12 protein-coding genes and 1 tRNA gene are annotated in these 18212 nt (G+C 65.5%); 7 read left to right on the top strand and 6 right to left on the bottom strand.

The window, feature by feature from the left end; translation table 11 throughout:
- Nucleotides 1–68: 68 nt before the first annotated feature.
- Together JMV16_RS01795 and JMV16_RS01790 are read right to left on the bottom strand one after the other, a co-directional pair.
- Nucleotides 69–2417, bottom strand: a complete 2349-nt coding sequence (locus tag JMV16_RS01795; RefSeq protein WP_201492433.1) for a VapE domain-containing protein — start codon at nt 2415–2417, stop codon at nt 69–71.
- Nucleotides 2418–2730: 313 nt separating this feature from the next.
- Nucleotides 2731–2976: a helix-turn-helix transcriptional regulator gene (locus JMV16_RS01790; protein ID WP_201492432.1), complete on the bottom strand. Its 246-nt coding sequence runs from the start codon at nt 2974–2976 to the stop codon at nt 2731–2733.
- 794 nt (nt 2977–3770) lie between these two features.
- On the opposite strand from JMV16_RS01790, the gene JMV16_RS01785 reads away from it, so the two are divergent.
- The 7 genes from JMV16_RS01785 (at nt 3771) to JMV16_RS24570 (ending at nt 14195) form a co-directional block, all read left to right on the top strand.
- Complete coding sequence (locus tag JMV16_RS01785) at nt 3771–4238, top strand: hypothetical protein (RefSeq protein WP_201492431.1); 468 nt, start codon at nt 3771–3773, stop codon at nt 4236–4238.
- Nucleotides 4239–4390: 152 nt separating this feature from the next.
- Nucleotides 4391–6874, top strand: a complete 2484-nt coding sequence (locus JMV16_RS01780; RefSeq protein WP_201492430.1) for a class I SAM-dependent DNA methyltransferase — start codon at nt 4391–4393, stop codon at nt 6872–6874.
- Complete coding sequence (locus tag JMV16_RS01775; protein ID WP_201492429.1) at nt 6867–8183, top strand: restriction endonuclease subunit S; 1317 nt, start codon at nt 6867–6869, stop codon at nt 8181–8183. The genes JMV16_RS01780 and JMV16_RS01775 overlap by 8 nt, the downstream gene beginning before the upstream one ends.
- A complete protein-coding gene (locus tag JMV16_RS01770) occupies nt 8180–9844 on the top strand; it encodes an ATP-binding protein (protein WP_201492428.1) in 1665 nt (554 codons plus the stop codon). Before JMV16_RS01775 ends, JMV16_RS01770 begins: the two co-directional genes overlap by 4 nt.
- A gap of 117 nt (nt 9845–9961) precedes the next feature.
- Entirely contained in the window at nt 9962–13267 is a 3306-nt protein-coding gene (locus tag JMV16_RS01765; protein WP_201492427.1) for a type I restriction endonuclease subunit R, read from the top strand.
- On the top strand, nt 13264–13959 hold the full coding sequence (locus JMV16_RS01760; protein WP_201492426.1) for a M48 family metallopeptidase: 696 nt from the start codon (nt 13264–13266) through the stop codon (nt 13957–13959). The genes JMV16_RS01765 and JMV16_RS01760 overlap by 4 nt, the downstream gene beginning before the upstream one ends.
- A 32-nt stretch (nt 13960–13991) precedes the next feature.
- A complete protein-coding gene (locus JMV16_RS24570; protein WP_411565003.1) occupies nt 13992–14195 on the top strand; it encodes an HNH endonuclease in 204 nt (67 codons plus the stop codon).
- Nucleotides 14196–14296: 101 nt separating this feature from the next.
- Here JMV16_RS24570 and JMV16_RS01750 read toward each other — a convergent pair whose 3' ends face one another.
- From JMV16_RS01750 to JMV16_RS01735, 4 genes are all read right to left on the bottom strand, one after another.
- Nucleotides 14297–15751, bottom strand: coding sequence for an ATP-dependent nuclease (locus JMV16_RS01750; protein ID WP_201492424.1), 1455 nt, complete (start codon nt 15749–15751; stop codon nt 14297–14299).
- Between the two features lie 140 nt (nt 15752–15891).
- Complete coding sequence (locus JMV16_RS01745; RefSeq protein WP_201492423.1) at nt 15892–16377, bottom strand: hypothetical protein; 486 nt, start codon at nt 16375–16377, stop codon at nt 15892–15894.
- 184 nt (nt 16378–16561) lie between these two features.
- Nucleotides 16562–17182, bottom strand: coding sequence for a hypothetical protein (locus JMV16_RS01740; RefSeq protein WP_201492422.1), 621 nt, complete (start codon nt 17180–17182; stop codon nt 16562–16564).
- 927 nt (nt 17183–18109) lie between these two features.
- Nucleotides 18110–18185: transfer RNA gene (locus tag JMV16_RS01735), tRNA-Asn, on the bottom strand.
- Nucleotides 18186–18212: the final 27 nt, after the last annotated feature.

The raw sequence follows: 18212 nt of genomic DNA, 5'->3' as shown, positions 1-18212 counted from the left end.
TGCAGGTCAACAACTTACAACAACAGCCAAGGGTTATCCCTTACAGTGAAATCCGTCGCCGAGGAGTGCTAGCCCTCCTCGGCGAAGCCCGCTCGCCGCGCAGGCACCATCCATTCGCGCCATTTCGAGGACTGCCTGGCCCCCAGGCGCCGCAGCGCCCGGCCCGCGCTGGTGGTGTCTGCCTTGCTCGGCGTGCGGTATCCGCACACTTTCAATATCGCCGTGCAGCTCATGGAAGTCCAATCCGAGGTGTGGGAGGTGTTGTAGGTGTGCTGGCCGGCCGGCAGCTCGGGCCAGGCGAAGCAACTAGAGATGGCCTCCTGTATCGGATTTCCCACCTGGTGGCGCTCGATGGCGGTGTTCACGCGGCGCATGTCTTGCTGCTCCAGGTAGTGCGCCTCGCCCCCGCGCCAGGCAGCCGCCATCTCGGCCCAGACCTGTTGCATGTCGATGTCGTGGTCCGCGTCGCAGGCCGTTACCGGCATGATCCAGAAGCGGCTGTTGCCCGTCTCATCGTTGAGGAATTCCTCATCGTTCACCGACGCCACGAAGCAGGTGCGGCGCTGGAACTCGGAATCCTCGGCGGCATAGGGCAGGCGGATGGCGTCCACATCCTGTGTGATGAACGCCTTGAGCGCGTACCGGTCGGCCTTGCGCACCGTGGCGCCCAGTTCGCTTATCTCGCAAATCCAGCACGAGATGCACGTCTTCACCGAATCCTTGTCGCGGGGCTTGATGAGCCGCCCAGTGAGCACCAGCTTGGGCGGCCCGCCCCAGCACAGCCGCTGAGTCCATCGAGACTTCCCGATGTTTTGCGGCCCCAGCAGGGTTAGCACGCCCTGCGCTTGAAGGGGCTTAGCGGAGAGTGCCATGGCCACGCACTGGATCAACCACTTGCGCAGCACCGTCAGCGCCAGTTCGGTGTCGGCGCTCTCTGCCAGGGTGAGCGTGCCCAGCAGCAACTCGACCCGGGGCGTGCCATCCCACGGGGCAGAGTCAATCCAGGTGGCCACTGGGTTGTACGGGTTGCTGCCGCACACACAGAGCAGGTAGGCCTTGAGGGCTGGGCGCGATATGGAAAGGCCCATCTTGGCGCACTCGCTTTGCACGCGCGCGAAGGTCGCATTCGCTCGGCTGTCGTCGGCCGAGACTTCGACGCCCAGCACCTCCTGCTTCTTGGCGATCACGTTGTAGCGGGCGGTCCACCCGCGCGCCGCGAACACGGCGGCCAAGCTTTCGAGTGTGGCCAGCGGCTGCCCGGCAACGCCGCGGCGTGCGAACAGCGCCTCCCCATCCGCTCCGCGCGGTGCCAGCCAGGCCCTGATCTGGTCCAGGGGTAGCCCCCGGCCCCCCAGCAGCACCTTGGTGCGGTCCTGCATGGCCTTGACCAGCCTGGCGCGCTCGCCGTCTGTCCAGTCGATGCAGCTGGCCTCGCGCGCCAGCTTCAGCTCCAGGCCGTCCATGTCGGCCTTGTCCACCAGCGCCAGCACCCGGTCCATGCGCGCGGCGCGCTCGTCGGCCTCGGATAGCTGGCCCTCGGCGGCCTTGTCCTCGCGGGCCTCGATGCGGGCCACCTCGGCCACCGCGGCGCCGGGGCCCACCAGCTCGGTGGCCACCGCCGGCAGCCCGCGGGCCCAGGCCTCGGTGGCCTTGTAGCTCGGGGCCAGCGCCGGGGCCATGGCCAGGGCATCGGGGTCCAGGTCCACGTCGAGGTCACCGTAGACGTGGGCGCGGATGAAATCGAACAGATGGCAGGCGTGCTGCACCGGTGCGATGTGATGGCTGTTGAACAGGTGCAGCCCGTCATCCGTCACCCGCACCCCCTCGGGTGTGCCCCCGCCGGCATGCCACGTGATGCGCCTGGGGTCGTTGGCGCTGGCGGTGAACAGGTCCGGGACCAGCTCGGGGAGCTGGTCGGGCCGGTACGCCCGGCACAGCGCCCCGATCACGCCGGCCGTGCCCCGGGGGTCCAGCAGAGCCCGCCGCCCCGCCGCCCCCAGGCTGCGCAGCCGGCTTAGGTCAGGCACCGGCATCGTCGGCGGCAGCTCCAGCTCGTCCTGCAGGTAGCCCTGGACCATGCCGGTGCGCCGGCCAGCCAGGGGGTCTACCTGCTGGCCCATGAGCACCGGGTCGCTGGTGTAGTTGACCTGCACTATGCGGTGCGCTGTGTGGTCGCACTCCGGCACCCACTGCCGGGCCCAGGCCTCGGCCTCGACGCACAGCAGGGGCTTGGCCATCAGGTAGTACAGGTGACACCGGAGCTGGCCGGGCTTGGAGGGGTGGCCCATGCTGCCGCTGAGCTGGTAGACGTAGCCCACGCCATGGAAGCAGGTGGGCAGGTGGTGCTCGATGTAGTGCTCGATGGCCGCCAGCGGGTCGGCCACCGGGTCGATGCCCTCGGGCACGTGCACGTCCACGTCCAGCGTTAGTAGCCGGCTGGGGCCATCCACGAAGGGGCCAATGCGCCTGGTTGTGCGGCGGCCAGCGGGGACCGGGGCGCAAGGCACTCCGCGGATGAAGCAACAACGAGGGTCGCGGGCCATCTCTGCGATGGCCGCGTGTAGCTCTGAGATGCTGTGCATGCGTCTAATGCGCACCGTGAACTGGAAGGCGTGGGCGTAATTGCCGAGGGTCCCATCCGCAAGCCAAGGCTTGGAGAGCATTGGCCCATCACTGGTCAATTCCGTCAGGAACAATGTGCCGTGCGTCAAGTTCTGCATCGCGGGCCCTTCAACCTTGCGCCTTGGCAATCCACTGCAGAACGTCTTCGACGCGCCACACCGTTATGTTGTGGGGCAAGAGCTTGATGGGCTGGGGAAAGTCGCCGTTCTTGACCATCCGCCAGAGCGTGGCCGGGGACACGGGCACCAGCTTGGGGAGCTGAGGATGCTCACGGTCAAGCGTGAATTGCTTCAGGCGCAGATAGCCGGTGGCTGGCAATTGGATGCATTGAGGCGGTGGGATACGCGCTGACATTTGCTGGGACCTCCAAATATTGACTGACACCGCACCGTATCGCGTGGCGAGTCATCCTGCAAATGCAGCCTAATTTTAGCTAATTCGACATGAAAGGATGTGCCCTGTAACCAGGTAGGAGTCTGGTGTAATGTCCTGTTAACTCCTGTAGTTAGCCGCGCGACACCTGCTTGCACGTTAAAGTCTGGCAGGAGAAGGGAAATCCCCAATGATTCGTTGCGCTTTCACCACTTTCTCCAAGGCTCTCAGCCCCTGAAAGGACTGCTGACGGTCTCAGGCGGGTCTTCGCCCTGCCGGTAGCGAGGCAGGGCAGGGCAGGCAATGGGCGCGGAGCCCCGTGTCCCGGCGATCACTGCCGCCCAGCGCCACTGCGTGCAATGGGCGGCCGCCACCATCTAATCGGCGCGCGCCGGGACGGGATACGCACGGAGCAGGGTATTGCCCCCGACCGGGCCTGCGGAGCAAAGGGGCGGGGCCGAGGGGGCGAGCTAAGTGAGCGCGTGTTGCGCCCCCATCCCCTGGACCTGCGCGCCGCGCGCCTGCAATTTCACATTATGAAATATGGACTGACGTGCGCGCAGCGCGACCAGCACCACGGGGCCCAGGCTGAGGCACCAGGCGCCGCGCCAGACAACACCACCGCAGCAGTCTCAGCAAGTCCCGGTCGCCCAGCGACACCAGCGCGCAGCGCCCTATCGCCGCGCGATGCGGGCTAGATTCCATAGCGAATCCATGCCCCCCGGGTCCCGCCCGGCACGGGCGCCACGCCCCCGGCCACGCTTACGATGCGGCCCATGCAACTCCCCGACGCCCACCGTGACCAGCCGCCCGTACTGCGGCTGTGGCACAGCTCTCCACTAGCCTCGCCTTACACGTGGTCAGTCATCACGGCAGCGCGCAGCCACGTGGTGCGGCGCACTCTCGACCTTGAGGTAACGCCTCCAGGGGCGCTGGGGCCGGAAGTGAGTGAAGCCGCGCTGCCCCCGGCCGACTTCAAGACGATCATGGGTGAACTGGAGCGCATCAGCATCTGCCCGGCGGCATCCAGTGAGCTTGTGCTCGACGCCGGCATGTACGGCGTTGAGATAGGCCGCTACCCCTCGCCCGTCGTGCTCGCGTGGGCGGGCAGCCCGCCGGTCGGCTGGGAAGGCCTGGCCGCTTGGCACCACCGCACCCGGCACCGCCTGAACCGGCTGCTACCGCCGGCCTCGGGCTTGGGCTATGAGTACCAGACGGGCCGGGGGCTGACGTTCGATGAGTAGCGCCTGGCCGGGCGCCTGCGGGCTCGGCCGCCGGCAGGCCGTGCTGCCCGACCAGGTCGACCTGAACCACGGCGTCGAATGCATGGCCTGACGGGCCCGCGGCGCCACCAGAATGGAGCCCACCGGCAGCCGACCCCAAAGACTGAGCCCCCATGCCCCTGACCCTGCCCCAGCTAGAGCGCCATCTATTCAAAGCCGCCGACATCCTGCGCGGCAAGATGGATGCGTCGGAGTTCAAGGAATACATCTTCGGCATGCTGTTCCTCAAACGATGTTCCGACGTGTTCGATGAGCGCCGCGAGCAGGTCACAGCCCAGGAGCTGGCCGCCGGCAAGAACAAGGTCGAGGCCGTGATGAGTGCCGAGCTGAAACGCTGGTACGGCTCATCGTTTTACGTGCCCCTGGAGTCGCGCTGGGAGTTCCTGGTCAACGACGCGCACAAGGGCGTCGGCGGCTACCTCAACAAGGCCCTGGGCGGCCTGGAAAGCAACAACACCAGCCTGAACGACGTGCTGGAGCACATCGACTTCACGCGCAAGGTGGGCCAGAGCCAGATCCCCGACATCAAGCTGCGGCAGCTCATCGTGCACTTCAGCAGCTACCGCTTGCGCAACAGCGATTTCGAGTTCCCGGACCTGCTGGGCGCCGCCTACGAGTACCTGATCGGCGAGTTCGCCGACTCGGCCGGCAAGAAGGGCGGCGAGTTCTACACCCCGCGTTCTGTCGTGCGGATGATGGTGCGCCTGATCAAGCCCGAGCAGCAGCACAGCGTCTACGACCCCTGCTGCGGTTCGGGCGGCATGCTGATCCTGGCCAAGGAATACATCGACGAGCACGGAGGCAACGGCGCTCGCGCCGACCTGTGCGGGCAAGAGGCCAACGGCACCGTCTGGTCCATCGCCAAGATGAACATGCTGCTGCACGGCATCAGCACCGCCAACCTGCTGAACGATGACACGCTGGCCGAGCCGCAGCATGTAGAGGGCGGCGAACTGATGCGCTTCGACCGTGTGCTGTCCAACCCGCCGTTTTCCATCAACTGGGGCACGGCCGACACCGACAGCAAGGGCCAGCCGGTCTACCAGCCCAGGCATCCCGAACGCTTCCGCTTCGGCGCCGTGCCGCTGGGCAGCAAGAAGGCCGATCTGATGTTCCTGCAGCACATGGTGGCCGTGCTGCGAGCGGGCGGCCTGCTGGCCACGGTGATGCCGCACGGCGTGCTCTTCCGCGGCGGTGACGAGCGCGGAATCCGCGGCAAGATGATCGAGGAAGACCTGCTGGAGGCCGTGATCGGCCTGCCGGCCAATCTGTTCTACGGCACCGGCATCCCGGCCTGCGTGCTGGTGATGCGCCAGCGCCAGGGCCTGCACAGCGGCAAGCCGGCCGAACGCCAGGGCCGCGTGCTGTTCATCAACGCCGACCGCGAGTACTTCGAGGGCCGGGCGCAGAACCACCTGCTGCCCGAGCACATCGAGAAGATCGTCCACACCTTCGACGCCTTTGCCGAGGTGCCGGGCTTCAGCGCCATCGTGCCCAACGCCACGCTGCGCGACAACGACTACAACCTCAACATCCGCCGTTACGCCGACAACGCGCCGGCGCCCGAGCCGCACGACGTGCGCGCCCACCTGCTGGGCGGCATCCCCAAGGCCGAGGTACAGGCCCAGGCCGCGCTGTTTGCAGCGCACGGCCTGGACCCGCTGGCGCTGCTGGCCGAGCGGCCGGGCGCCACGGGCAAGGACGCGGCCTACCTGGACTTCCGGCCCCAAATCGCCACCTGCCAGGCCATCAAGCCCGCGGCGGAAGCCAACCCCGGCCTGCTGGCCCGCGAGCAGGCCGTGCAGGACGCCTTTGCGGCCTGGTGGCAGGCCCACAGCCCGCGCATCGTGGCCCTGGGCAACCGGGGCCAGGGCCAGCAGAGCATCGTGGGCCTGCGGGCCGAGTTGCTGAACAGCTTCAGCGCGGCGCTGGAGCCGCCGGGCCTGCTCAACCCCTTCCAGGTGCGCGGCATCGTGGCCGGGTTCTGGGAAGCGGCCAAATACGAGTTCCTGACCCTGGTGGCCCGCGGGCCGCGCGGCGTGGTCGATGCCTGGCGTACCAGCATCCTGACTGCGATGGACGACGAGCAGAGCAAAGACAACCCGCTGGACCACAAGCTGGTCAAGTTCCTGATGGCCGAGTTCGTTGAGGCGCTGGCCGAGTTAGAAGCGCGCAAGGCCGAGCTGGACGGCCAGATCAAGGCGGCGACGCCCAACAAGGTTGGCGAGGATGGCGACGAGACCGAGGCCGGTGACGACGAGCCGGCGGTGGACGAGGCGCAGCTCAAGGAGTGGAAGCGGCAGTTGGTGGCCTTGAAGAAAGACCTGAAAGCCCGGGGGCAGGGTTTCGCGCAGCGGTTGAACGAGGCGGTGGACGCGCTGGACGAGGGCGGCGCCGCGGCGCTGCTGCTGGGCATTTTGCGCAGCGACATGCAGGCCATCTTGGCGCGCTATATCGGCGCGCACCGGCAGAAGGTCGTGGCCACGTTTGAGAACTGGTGGGACAAGTACAGCGTGACATTGACCGAAGTCGAGACAGCGCGTGAACATGCGGAGGCTTCGCTTCGCGATTTCCTTCAGAGGATGCGCTATGTGTAACAGCGCCGGCACGCTCCCCAGTTGGCCGGCGGTATCGCTTGCCGACCTAGCCCAGACGGTCACAAGTGGCGCTACGCCGGAGGCAGGAAATCCTCGTTACTACACGGCTGATGGCGGCGTCCCGTTCGCCAAGATTGAGGACCTGACGCGGGCAAAAGGGCGCTACCTGGAGTTGTGCAATCTGAGGGTTACAGATGTCGCGCTTCGCGAGACCGCCGCGAAGCTGTACCCGTTGGGCACCATCTTGCTGTCGATGTACGGCACGATTGGCTTAGCAAAGGTTTGTGCCCTTCCGCTAGCAGCCAACCAAGCACTTTGCGCACTCGTGCCGCCGTTTCGGTGCGATCCGGGATACCTTTTCCACCACCTTGAACACATACGGCCGCTGTGGTCTCGCTTCTCCGGTCAGACGACGCAAGCCAACATAAGCGGCGGCATCGTTCGCGCGCATCGAGTTCCGATTCCACCCGAAGACGATCAGGTTTTGATTCGCACGGTGCTCGACATCCTCGACACCACCATCCACCAGACCGAGACCCTCATCGAGAAGCTCAAGCTGGTCAAGCATGGGCTGCTGCACGACCTGCTGAACCGCGGCATCGACGACAACGGAGAACTGCGCCCGCCGCTGGGCGAGGCGCCTCACCTCTACAAGCAATCGCCGCTCGGCTGGATTCCGCGGGACTGGGCATGTGTCAGCGTTCGGGGCGCCGGTACGGTTCAATTGGGTCGGCAGCGTTCACCCCAGCACGAGCGAGGCCGCTACCTAATGCCATATTTGCGCGTAGCAAACGTATTCGACGGGTTGATCGACTTTTCGGACGTGTACGAAATGAATTTCAACCCGACAGAGCAGGAGGTGTTCTCTGTCTTGCCCGGCGACATTTTTCTGAACGAAGGCCAAAGTCTGGAGTTGGTTGGGCGCAGTGCGCTCTACGATGGACCGCCAAATGCGTACTGCTATCAGAATTCGTTGGTTCGATTTCGGTGCGGCAGTGGCGCCATTCCTGAATACCTGAGAGCCGTGTTTAAGCGATGGCTAGACATAGGAAAGTTCATGCAGGTTGCCAAGCAGACCACAAGCATGGCACACCTTGGCGCTGATCGTTTTGCTGAAATGTCAATTGCGCTCCCCAGTCGTAGAGAGCAAGAGCTGGTTGTGGAGCGAGCCCGACCTATAGAAGTTCGGCTATCTACTGAAGAAGGTGTCGTGAGGAAACTTCGCCTAGCGAAATCTGGCCTCATGGACGACCTCCTCACCGGCCGCGTCCGTGTCACCCCGCTGCTGGACGCCGCCGCCCCCGCATGACCTCGCCGCCGCTGCCCCCGCGCGAATCGCTCACGGTCGAGTTCAAGAGCGACCGCAAGCGCCTGCCCGACACCGATCTGGTTGAGGCCGTGGTCTGCCTGGCCAATGCCGAAGGCGGCGAGCTGTGGTTGGGCGTGGAAGACGACGGTACGCCCACTGGCCTGCACGCCGAACACTTGCATCTGGTGGGCCTGGCCGGGCTGGTGGCGGCGCGCACCTCGCCCTCGGTAGCCGTCAATGTCACGCTGGTCAGCCTGGGCGGCGTGAAGGTGGCCCATATCGCCGTGCCCAAGGGCAGCGCCGAGGTAGCCACCAGCAGCGGCGTCTACCTGCGCCGCCGCATCCGGCACGACGGCACGCCCGAATGTGCGCCCATGCTGCCGCATGACCGCGCCAGCCGCGCCACGCACTTCGGGCTGGCCGATGCGTCGGCCCAGGCCGTGGCCGGCGCCCAGCTTGCAGACCTGGACCCGCTGGAGCGCGAGCGCCTGCGCCAGAGCGTGCAACAGTACGGCGGCGACCGCGTGCTGCTGGAGCTGGACGACGAGGCGCTGGACGGCGCCCTGGGCCTGACCATCCGCCAGGCCGATGGCACGCGCGTGCCCACGCTCACCGGCCTGCTGCTGGTGGGCCGCGAGCAGGCCCTGCGCGACCTGGTGCCCACGCACGAGTTCGCCTTCCAGGTGCTGGCGCGCGAGGCCGTGGGCTTCAATGAGTTCCGCCGCTTCCCGCTGCTCAAGGCGCTGGATTGGCTTGAAACCAATTTCCGCCCCTACAACCCCGAGCGCGAAATCCAGATCGGCCTCTTCCGCGTGCCGGTGCCGCGCGTGGACCTGGGCGCTTTCCGCGAGGCCGTGGCCAATGCGCTGGTACACCGCGACTACCACCGCCTGGGCGCCATGCACGTGCGGCTGGACGACGAGGGCCTGACCATCAGCAACCCCGGCGGCCTGGTGGACGGCGTGACCCTGGCCAACCTGCTGACCACCGAGCCGCGGCCGCGCAACCGCGCGCTGGCCGACGCGATGAAGCGCGTGGGTGTGGTCGAGCGATCCGGTCGCGGCGTGGACAAGATCTACCGCGGCATGTTGCGCTTCGGCCGGCCCGAGCCGGATTACCGCCGCACCGATGCCCAGAACGTGGTGCTGCGCTTGGCCACGGTGGACGCCGACGAGGCCTTCCTGAAGCTGGTGGTGGCCGAGGAAGGCCGGCGCGGCACCGCGTTGCCCATCGACAGCCTGATTGCCCTGGCCGCGCTGCGCGAGTTGAAGCGGCTGACCACCGAAGAGCTGGCCCGGCACATCCAGCGTGAGCCAGCCCAGGCCCGGCGCACGCTGGAAACGCTTCTGGAGGCCGGCCTGGTGCAGGCCCACGGCGCCACCAAGGGCCGCACCTACACGCTGGCGCCGGGCGTCTACCAGGCCGATGGCGACAAGGCCGCCTACACGCGGCAGGCGGGCTTCGCGCCGCTGCAGCATGAGCAACTGGTGCTCAACTATGTGCGGCAGCATCAGGCCATCCGGCGCGCCGAGGTGATGGACCTGTGCCGGCTGTCGGAGGGCCAGGCCAAGGACCTGCTCAAGCGCATGAAGGCCGCTGGCCTGCTGCAGCTAGAAGGCGCCGGCCGCGGATCGGTGTACCGGCTGAAGCCGGAGCCCTGAACGCAGGCAGAACGGATGGAAACGGCCGGGAATCGGATGGAAACGGATGGTCTGCCCAGGGGTAGGCCCCGCAAGAGACGCGACGGATCAAGCACTTAGCGCAGGCCAGGGAGGCTTATGGGCTGGGAATTGGACGAGGTGGAGCGCCCGTTTGTCGAGCAGTTGGTCGGCATGGGCTGGCGCTACATCGCGGGCGACCTCGACGACCCTGCCGCCACCGGCCGCAGCAGCTTTGTGGAAGTGGTGCAGGAGGGCACGCTGCGCCGCCAGCTCCACGCGCTGAACCTGCGCGATGCCGCTGGCGCGGCCCAGCCCTGGCTGGACGAGGCGCGCATCGCCCAGGCCGTGGCCGCCATCACCCGCATACCGGCGCCGCGCCTGATGGAAGCCAACCGCGCCGCCACCGCGCTGCTGCTGGGCGGCATCGTGGTCGAAGGCCTGCCCGGCTGGGACGGCGGCCGCGGGCAGACCATCCACTACATCGACTGGGCCCACCCCGAGCGCAACGAGTTCACCGTGGTCAACCAGTACCGCGTGGACTGCCGGCCCGGCTACGACAGCGGCAAGGCTTTCATCGTGCCCGATCTGGTGCTGCTGGTGAACGGCATCCCGCTGGGGGTGGTGGAGTGCAAGAGCCCCAGCGTGCCCGAGCCGTTGCCCGAGGCCGTGGACCAGCTCCGCCGCTACACCAACCAGCGCCGCGCCAGCCACGAAATCGAGGACAACGAGGGCAGCGAAGAGCTGTTCCACACCAACCAGTTGCTGGTGGCCACCAGCTTCGACGAGGCGCGCGTGGGCACCGTGGGCGCCGCCTTCCGCCACTACGCGGCCTGGAAGACCGTTGCAGGGGCCGCAGGGCTGCGCACCGAGGCCGAGGTAGCCACGGCCCTGGGAAAGGCCGCCCTGAGCCCGCAAGAGCGCCTGGTGGCCGGCCTGCTGGCCCCCGCCAACCTGCTGGACGTGGTGGCGCACTTCAGCGTGTTCATGAGCGTGGAGGGCACGACCGTCAAGGCCGTGTGCCGTTACCAGCAATACCGCGCCGTCACCCATGCCGTGCAGCGCCTGCGCAGCGGCAAGACCCGGCGCCAGGACGGCGAGCACGACCGCCGCGGCGGCATCGTCTGGCACACCCAAGGCTCGGGCAAGAGCCTGACCATGGTGTTCCTGATTCGCAAGCTGCGCAGCGACCCGGTGCTGCGCCGCTTCAAGGTGGTGGTGGTCACCGACCGCACCGACCTGGAGGATCAGCTCTCGGGCACCGCGGCCCTGACCGGCGAGACCGTGGACATCGCCACCAGCACCGAGGCCCTGCGCCGGCTGCTGCGCCGCAAGGGCCCGGGCGTGGTGTTCGGCATGATCCAGAAGCAGCGCGGCGGCGACACCACGGGCGAACCGGGTCTGAAGGCCGCGGACCTGCCCACCCGGTTGCAGGCCCGCGAACCCACGGCGCCCGAGGTGCTGAACGATGACGACAGCATCCTGGTGCTGGTGGACGAGGCCCACCGCAGCCAGGCCGGTGATCTGCAGGCGGCCCTGCAGGCCGGGCTGCCCAACTGCGCGCGCATCGCCTTCACCGGCACGCCCATCCTGATGGGCGAGAAGAAGCGCACGCACGAAATCTTTGGCGAGTTCATCGACCGCTACACCATCCGCGAGGCCGAGGCCGACGGCGCCATCGTGCCCATCCTGTACGAGGGCCGCACGGCGCACGGCGCCGTCAAGGACGGCGCCAGCCTGGATGAGCTGTTCGAGGACCTGTTCCGCGAGCACACGCCCGAAGAGCTGGAGGCCATCCGCAAGAAGTACGCGACCAAGGGCCAGATCTTCGAGGCCCCGGCACTGATCGCCGACAAGGCGCGCGACATGCTGCGCCACTACGTCACCCACATCCTGCCCAACGGGCTGAAGGCGCAGGTGGTGGCCTACAGCCGGCTGGCGGTGGTGCGCTACCTGGACGCCTTCATCGCCGCCCGCGACGAGCTGCTGGCTGAGGCCGAGGCGCTGCCCACCGAAGACAAGGCCATGGACGACGAGGCGCTGTGCCGCCGCCCGGCCGCCGTGCAGGCCCGCGTGCAGGCCTGGCGCTTGCGCGAGACGCTGCGGGCCATCGAATTCGCGCCGGTCATCTCGGGCAGCAACAACGACGACCCGGCCTGGAAGGTCTGGACCGAGAGCACGGCGCAGAAGGCCCGCATCGAGCGTTTCAAGAAGCCGCTGCAGCACACCGACCCGGCCCGCCGTGACCCGCTGGCCTTCCTGATCGTCAAGTCCATGCTGCTGACCGGATTCGACGCCCCCATCGAAGGCGTGATGTACCTGGACCGGCCCATTCGCGAAGCCGAGCTGCTGCAGACCATCGCCCGCGTCAACCGCACCGGCCACGGCAAGCAGTTCGGAATCGTGGTGGACTACTTCGGCCTGGCCCACCACCTCAAGCAGGCGCTGAACGTCTACGCCGACGAAGACATCGAAGGCGCCCTGCAGAGCCTGAAGGACGAGGTGCCGGTGCTGCGCGACCGCCACCTGCGCGTGGTGGACCTGTTCCGCGCCCGCGGCGTGGAAAGCTTGACAGACATCGAGGGCTGCATAGACGTGCTGGCCAACGAGCGGCTGCGCGCCGAGTTCACGGTCAAGCTCAAGGCGTTTCTGGCCAGCCTGGACGTGGTGCTGCCGCGGCCTGAGGGCCTGCCCTTTGCGCCCGACGCCAAGCTGCTGGCCTTCATCTACGCCCGCGCCCGCAACCGTTACCGCGACACGCCGGTGCTGGGCAAGGACGTGGGCGCCAAGGTGCGTCGGCTGATCGACGAGCACGTGCTGTCGATGGGCGTGAACCCCAAGATCCCGCCGGTGTCGCTGACCGACGCCAATTTCGACACCCACATCGGGCGTGAGGCGAACGACCGCGCCAAGGCCAGCGAGATGGAGCATGCCCTGCGCGCCCATATCCGCGAGAACCTGGATCAGGACCCCGTGGCCTACCGCAAGCTCAGCGAGCGGCTGCGCGAACTGCTGGACCAGTTGCAAGGGCAATGGGACGAGCTGGCCAAGGCGCTGGCCGGGCTGATCGGCGAGCTGCGCGGCGGGCAGGTGCCCGCGGACCCGGCAGATGCCGAACTGCCCGAGCACTACGGGCCCTTCCTGCGCCTGATCGCGGACGCCGCGGCCGGCGACCGTACACTGACCGAGGCCGAGCGCGCGCTGCTGCTGGACCTGACCGTGGAGGTGGTGGACACCATCGCCGCGGAGCTGGTGCCCAACTTCTGGAAGCCGTACCGCCGGCCGGCGCAGGACGCGCTGAACGCGCGCATCTTCGAGCTGCTGATGCGCTCACCATTGGCGCTGCCCACGCCGCAGATCGAGGCGCTGGTGGACAAGCTCATGGAGCTGGCCCGGGCCAACCACCACCGGCTGAGTCAGGCGTGAGCACCCTCACCGTAAACGACCTGCGCTTTGACGTGCGCCGCAGCAGCCGGCGCCGCGCGCTGGAAATCACCGTGGACCGCGGCGGCGAGCTGATCCTGTCGGCGCCGCCCGAGGTGCCCGATGCACGGCTGCGCGAGTTCGTGCAGCGCAAGCGCATGTGGGTCTACCAGCAGCTCGCCCGCAAGGATGCCCTGGGCCGCGAGGCGCCGCGCAAGGCGTTTGTGGACGGCGAGGGCTTCGTGTACCTAGGCCGCAGCTACCGCCTGCGCCTGGTGCCCGAGGCCGACGCCGCGGTCAAGCTGCTGGGCGGCCGCCTGGTCATGCCCCAGGCCCTGGCCCGCGACGGCCGAGAGCACCTGATCCGCTGGTACACCGAGCGAGCCAGGCCCTGGCTAACGGCAAAGGTGCAGGACTACGCCGCCCGCATGGAAGTCAACCCCGCCGGCCTGCGCGTGCAGGACCTGGGCTACCGCTGGGGGTCCTGCGGCAAGGGCGAGGTGCTGTACTTCCACTGGAAGACCATCCTGCTGCCCGCGCAGATGGCCGAGTACGTGGTGGTGCACGAAATGGCCCACCTGCATGAGCGGCACCACACGCCGGGGTTCTGGTTGCGGGTGGAACGGGCCATGCCGGACTATGAGCGGCGCAAGGCGTGGCTGGGGGCGCGGGGGATTGAGGTTGAGGGGCTGTAGGGCGGTTCATAGCCGCGCCGTGCTGCACCGGTATGGCCTGCATGGCCTGCGCCTTCGCGCCGCGGGGGGACAGCCAGCTCGACTTGCACCACCTGGACCCCATCTCCGAGGGCCAGCGCCGCACCCGGCTGGAGGACCTGGCCGTGCTGTGCGCAAATTGCCACCGGTTCGCGCACTCGGTGGAGCCCCCGATGGGGGTGGAGGGGCTGCGGCTAGCGGTCGGGGGCGTGGACTAAAACCGCGCGGCCTGTGCGCTGGACGCAAAGCTCTACGTGCCACGGCCCGGGCCTGGTGGCCTGCCGTTGGCGCTCCGCTTGAGCGATGTTAGGCCTCGCGCTCACGGCAACCGGCCCTGAATGGCTTGTACCAAAGGCTTGTATGCCGCGACACCGATGCTAGCCAGGTAAGCCTTAATCGCGCACGTTGACAAGTACCCCGGAATTGCACTGGCGTCATCAGCTAGCACCTTCGTGAACTCATGGTGATCCGTGACGTTGTGTTGCGCAAGGACGTTTTCTACGTCAATGCCAAACTCTGCCTTTAGGTGCTGCCGGACGTGCGGCTGTCCGTACACCTCACGCTCTGGAGGTAAGGTGCCTGGAAATGAGAAGAGTCCAATAGCCGGTTCAGGTCCGATGTCTGGGTCGCGCACGGCAGCATATGGGCGTTTCAATCTCTGCATAAATAGAGCGCCACTGCGAACGGCCTTGGTGTCCCCAATTCCGTGCACATCTATGCATTTCAGGAGTACCGGATCAACGGTTCGGATCATCTCGGTCAGCAGGAGCTTGGCGAAGTCATCCTCTACCAAGACACAAAGGTCGCGATGTTGCCCGCCTGAGAGGATTGAGCGGGCTCGGGCGGCAGACATCTGCGGAAAGGCCGCCACTCCAGCGGCGTCTCTCAGAAGCATTACCCGAGCATCTGCTGGCAGTGAGTTCAGCAGCGTGCTTGAGTGCGTCGTCAGCACTATCTGGTGATGGCGCCGATTGCAAACGTCAAGAATGTACTTGCCAAGCTCGAACTGGGCATTTTCATGAAGGGAAGTCTCCGGCTCCTCAATGACGAAAAGGCTTTGCTCAGGAGAGTTTTCTAGCAGATCCACCAGATATAATGTGCGACCCTCGCCGAAACCCATATTGTTCTCTGAGTATTGTGCTCCAAACCTGCTTGCGATGCACAGTTCTCCCTGTCTCGGGCCGTGAGTTATTCCCTGAAAGTGGAGGCCCTGGTACTGTTGCCCCAGAATGCGGCCAACACGATCCTTAACATCATCAGGAATTGGCCTCTTAGCACCGAGCTGGATCTCTGCAGCACGATACATACTGAGATCGCGCTGCTCAACTTTGGGAATGTAAATCGTGAATCCGATGTAGTAACAGCTACGCTCGGGTTGACGCTTGTAGCCGGACCACTCCTTCGCGGCTCGCGTTACTGTCAGTGTCTGCGGATTGTCAACATCGGTCGTGTTGTACTCAAATATGACTGAAGAGTTCGGTCCGAACGGGTTCGGATCGGCGGCCGAAGCAGGGAAGAAGTCTCGAACGTAGAAACGCTTGATTCCAGTAACTGTCGATGGCTTTCGATATGCGCCAAGACATAGCTGCCCTACGGTGCTCTTGCCTGCCCCGTTGAGGCCGGAGATCGCAGTGATTGGAAATGGAAAGTCCATCTCAAGGTCCGTAACCCCACGGAAGCCCTGGATTCGGATTGACTTCAGGGAGGGACCGAAATTCGCATAGCGATTTTTCGGCGCGTACTTCTTCTGGATTTGAGAGCGCGGATCAGCCATAGTGGTTGTTTTCGAGGCCTAACGTGGGGGCTCAGCTGGAGACGACGGCAGGACGCCAAGCCCCGGGGTGGTGAGAATGTACCGCGTACCACCAGCCCGGGCCTGGTGGCCTGCCGTTGCCGCTCCGCATGAGCGAGGGGTTAGGCCGCACTTGTTGCCTCAGCCTTCTGGAGTGGCGTCCCTGTGGCGATCCAGCGATACCGAGCATCCTCGCTGCTCTGCGCTTTGGGATGCGCGATGACTACGAATTTGTGAACCGTGACTTGGCTAACTGAATGTGAAACAGATCCAGGCCCGGAAAGCTTAATTAGTTCAACGTGAGGAGGTTCTGCAAACGGATGCGGGAAAGGAATCTCCCTCCAGGCAAACCCGCCAACGATGAATTCATCATGCAATTTGGTTATGGTTCCAGCTCCATCTGGCGACCTATACTGATTTAGCTTCGCTGAAACATTGGTCTCGACTTTGTTGCCAGGTACGAAGAGTACGTAGGCTACAAATATTGCTGTGACCACAAATATCACAGCAATAACCCAAGAGCGATATTCGGTGAAAGCCGTTATGTACAGGCCCACGATTGATGAGCTACCAGCAATAATATTGAAGACTGCAAGAAGTCGGCCCAAAGCGAGTTCTCCTAGGCTTTCCTTAGAGGGCGCGCGTAGCAACCTCGGGTGTAGTTGTGCGGCCTAACGTTCGAGGTAAGCGGGCGACGACGGCAGGACGCCAGGCCCGGGCTGGTGAAAATGTACCGCGTACCACCAGCCCGGGCCTGGTGGCCTGCCGTTGCCGCTCCGCATGAGCGAGGGGTTAGCCGTCAACGCGTTTCCCGTACTTGAGGCCCCGAGACATTACAAGTGCCGCGTACTTCAGATTGAGCCTTGGCGCGATTGCTCCCAATTGTTGTTCGGCAAGAGCCAAGAGCTCCTCTGCTGCAACTACGTAGCCCTGCTTTGCGAAGACTTCGTATTCTTCGAGGATCAGATTATCGTCCGATGTATTGAGAAGGTACGCAAGGTCGCCTGCCGATCCATCGGGGTGCGTAATATTCTTGTAGAGCATCACGCCAACATCATCTTTAGAACGCGGCGAAGACAGCGGGAATTGCTGTCCGTACTGATCTATGCGAAGACGGGCAGCACGGTAGTCAGCATGAGCTAGGCCGTCGGCACACTGCCGAATCAGGATCATTTGATCTGCCGACGCTGGAAAAAGGGCCTTAACATGGCGCTCGAGTTTTTGGCGGACTACTCGACGGGAACCCTTCTGAAACTCTTCCCAGTTTCGGGAGTTCGAGAACGTTGCTTGCGCATGCACTTCAGCTGCAAGTCTGATTCGGAATTCAATGGCACGGGCGCGCGCCATTAGCGCGAGCATTGGTTGCCAACTCTCTTCGAAGAACTGGGCAAGAGCTTGGACGTTTTGATCCATGTGACGCCTAACGTGTGATTGACAGCGCCGCAAAGTTGCCACAGACGGGAACAAATTCTGTCACGGTAGACCTGTTCTTGCTAGCCCTGATCGAAATTGCCTGAGATTCGAGGCGTCGCAGCCCCATATGGCCGATCTGTAGGAGCGGCAGTTTTCAGACGCGATTCTTGCTCTTGTAGCTTGCGCCCCTGGCCCGCGCAAGCCCGCGCGCCCCGGGACGTGAAGGGTAACCACTGCCCGGGCCACTTGGTGCTCCCCAGGGCCCTGGAAGCCCGGTCGTGTGGCCCAGCCCCTAGCCGTGTCGTTTGCATGGCGCTGCGGTGCCGGCAGGGCCTCTCTGCCGCGTGCGGGGCTTGAAGGGCATCGCGGGCATTGGGCCGGGCCGCGGCGGCAGTTCCAAGATTTAGCGCACGGCGGGCTTGGGCCTGGGCCTGGGCCTGGGCATCGGCATCCATGAGCTGGGCGCCACGTCGTTGCCCGTGACCGCCGGGAATGCATCTCCCTGAATTTTTGGCCAAATTTTCGGCAGGGGCTCCGATAACAGGTCCATGGGTCCGGATGACTAAGCCAGGGTTTACCGGCCCGCCCGCGGGGGTGTCCGGGGGCTGCCGGGGGTCGGGCGTCGTCCCCCACTGAACTTGGTCGGGTCGGTTAGGAAAATGGGCTCCATGGCCTCGTACACCTGATCGCTCTGCGTGGCGGGCGCGGCAGCCATCACTGCGGGTGGGCGCGCGGTATCGGCAGCCTGCTGCGCAAGGGCCAAGAGCCAGCCCCTAGCAGGACAGCGTGCCTCGTCACGGGGCTTTCTGGTCGTTCGGGGCAGGGCAAGGGCTCCGCATAACGGCAACGCAACGGCAACGCTGGCCCCAGAAAGCACAACGCCCACACGGGGTGGGCGTTGTAAGTGCTTGTCGCACTTCGAGTTTTTGGCTCCCCGACCTGGGCTCGAACCAGGGACCTACGGATTAACAGTCCGGCGCTCTACCGACTGAGCTATCGGGGAACAGAGCCGCTCAGTATAGCCTGAAAA

The sequence above is a fragment of the Rubrivivax sp. A210 genome (genome assembly GCF_904426505.1).
GTDB lineage: Bacteria > Pseudomonadota > Gammaproteobacteria > Burkholderiales > Burkholderiaceae_C > Rubrivivax.
The sequence above is the reverse complement of the archived record's forward strand: the minus strand, read 5'-3'. Positions and strand labels throughout refer to the sequence as shown.

Excerpts from the sequence above, each read along its gene's own strand:
- JMV16_RS01790 (WP_201492432.1), bottom strand. The coding sequence starts at position 2,976 with ATGTCAGCGCGTATCCCACCGCCTCAATGCATCCAATTGCCAGCCACC.
- JMV16_RS01785 (WP_201492431.1), top strand. The coding sequence starts at position 3,771 with ATGCAACTCCCCGACGCCCACCGTGACCAGCCGCCCGTACTGCGGCTG.
- JMV16_RS01780 (WP_201492430.1), top strand. The coding sequence starts at position 4,391 with ATGCCCCTGACCCTGCCCCAGCTAGAGCGCCATCTATTCAAAGCCGCC.
- JMV16_RS01775 (WP_201492429.1), top strand. The coding sequence starts at position 6,867 with ATGTGTAACAGCGCCGGCACGCTCCCCAGTTGGCCGGCGGTATCGCTT.
- JMV16_RS01770 (WP_201492428.1), top strand. The coding sequence starts at position 8,180 with ATGACCTCGCCGCCGCTGCCCCCGCGCGAATCGCTCACGGTCGAGTTC.
- JMV16_RS01765 (WP_201492427.1), top strand. The coding sequence starts at position 9,962 with ATGGGCTGGGAATTGGACGAGGTGGAGCGCCCGTTTGTCGAGCAGTTG.
- JMV16_RS24570 (WP_411565003.1), top strand. The coding sequence starts at position 13,992 with ATGGCCTGCATGGCCTGCGCCTTCGCGCCGCGGGGGGACAGCCAGCTC.
- JMV16_RS01750 (WP_201492424.1), bottom strand. The coding sequence starts at position 15,751 with ATGGCTGATCCGCGCTCTCAAATCCAGAAGAAGTACGCGCCGAAAAAT.
- JMV16_RS01740 (WP_201492422.1), bottom strand. The coding sequence starts at position 17,182 with ATGGATCAAAACGTCCAAGCTCTTGCCCAGTTCTTCGAAGAGAGTTGG.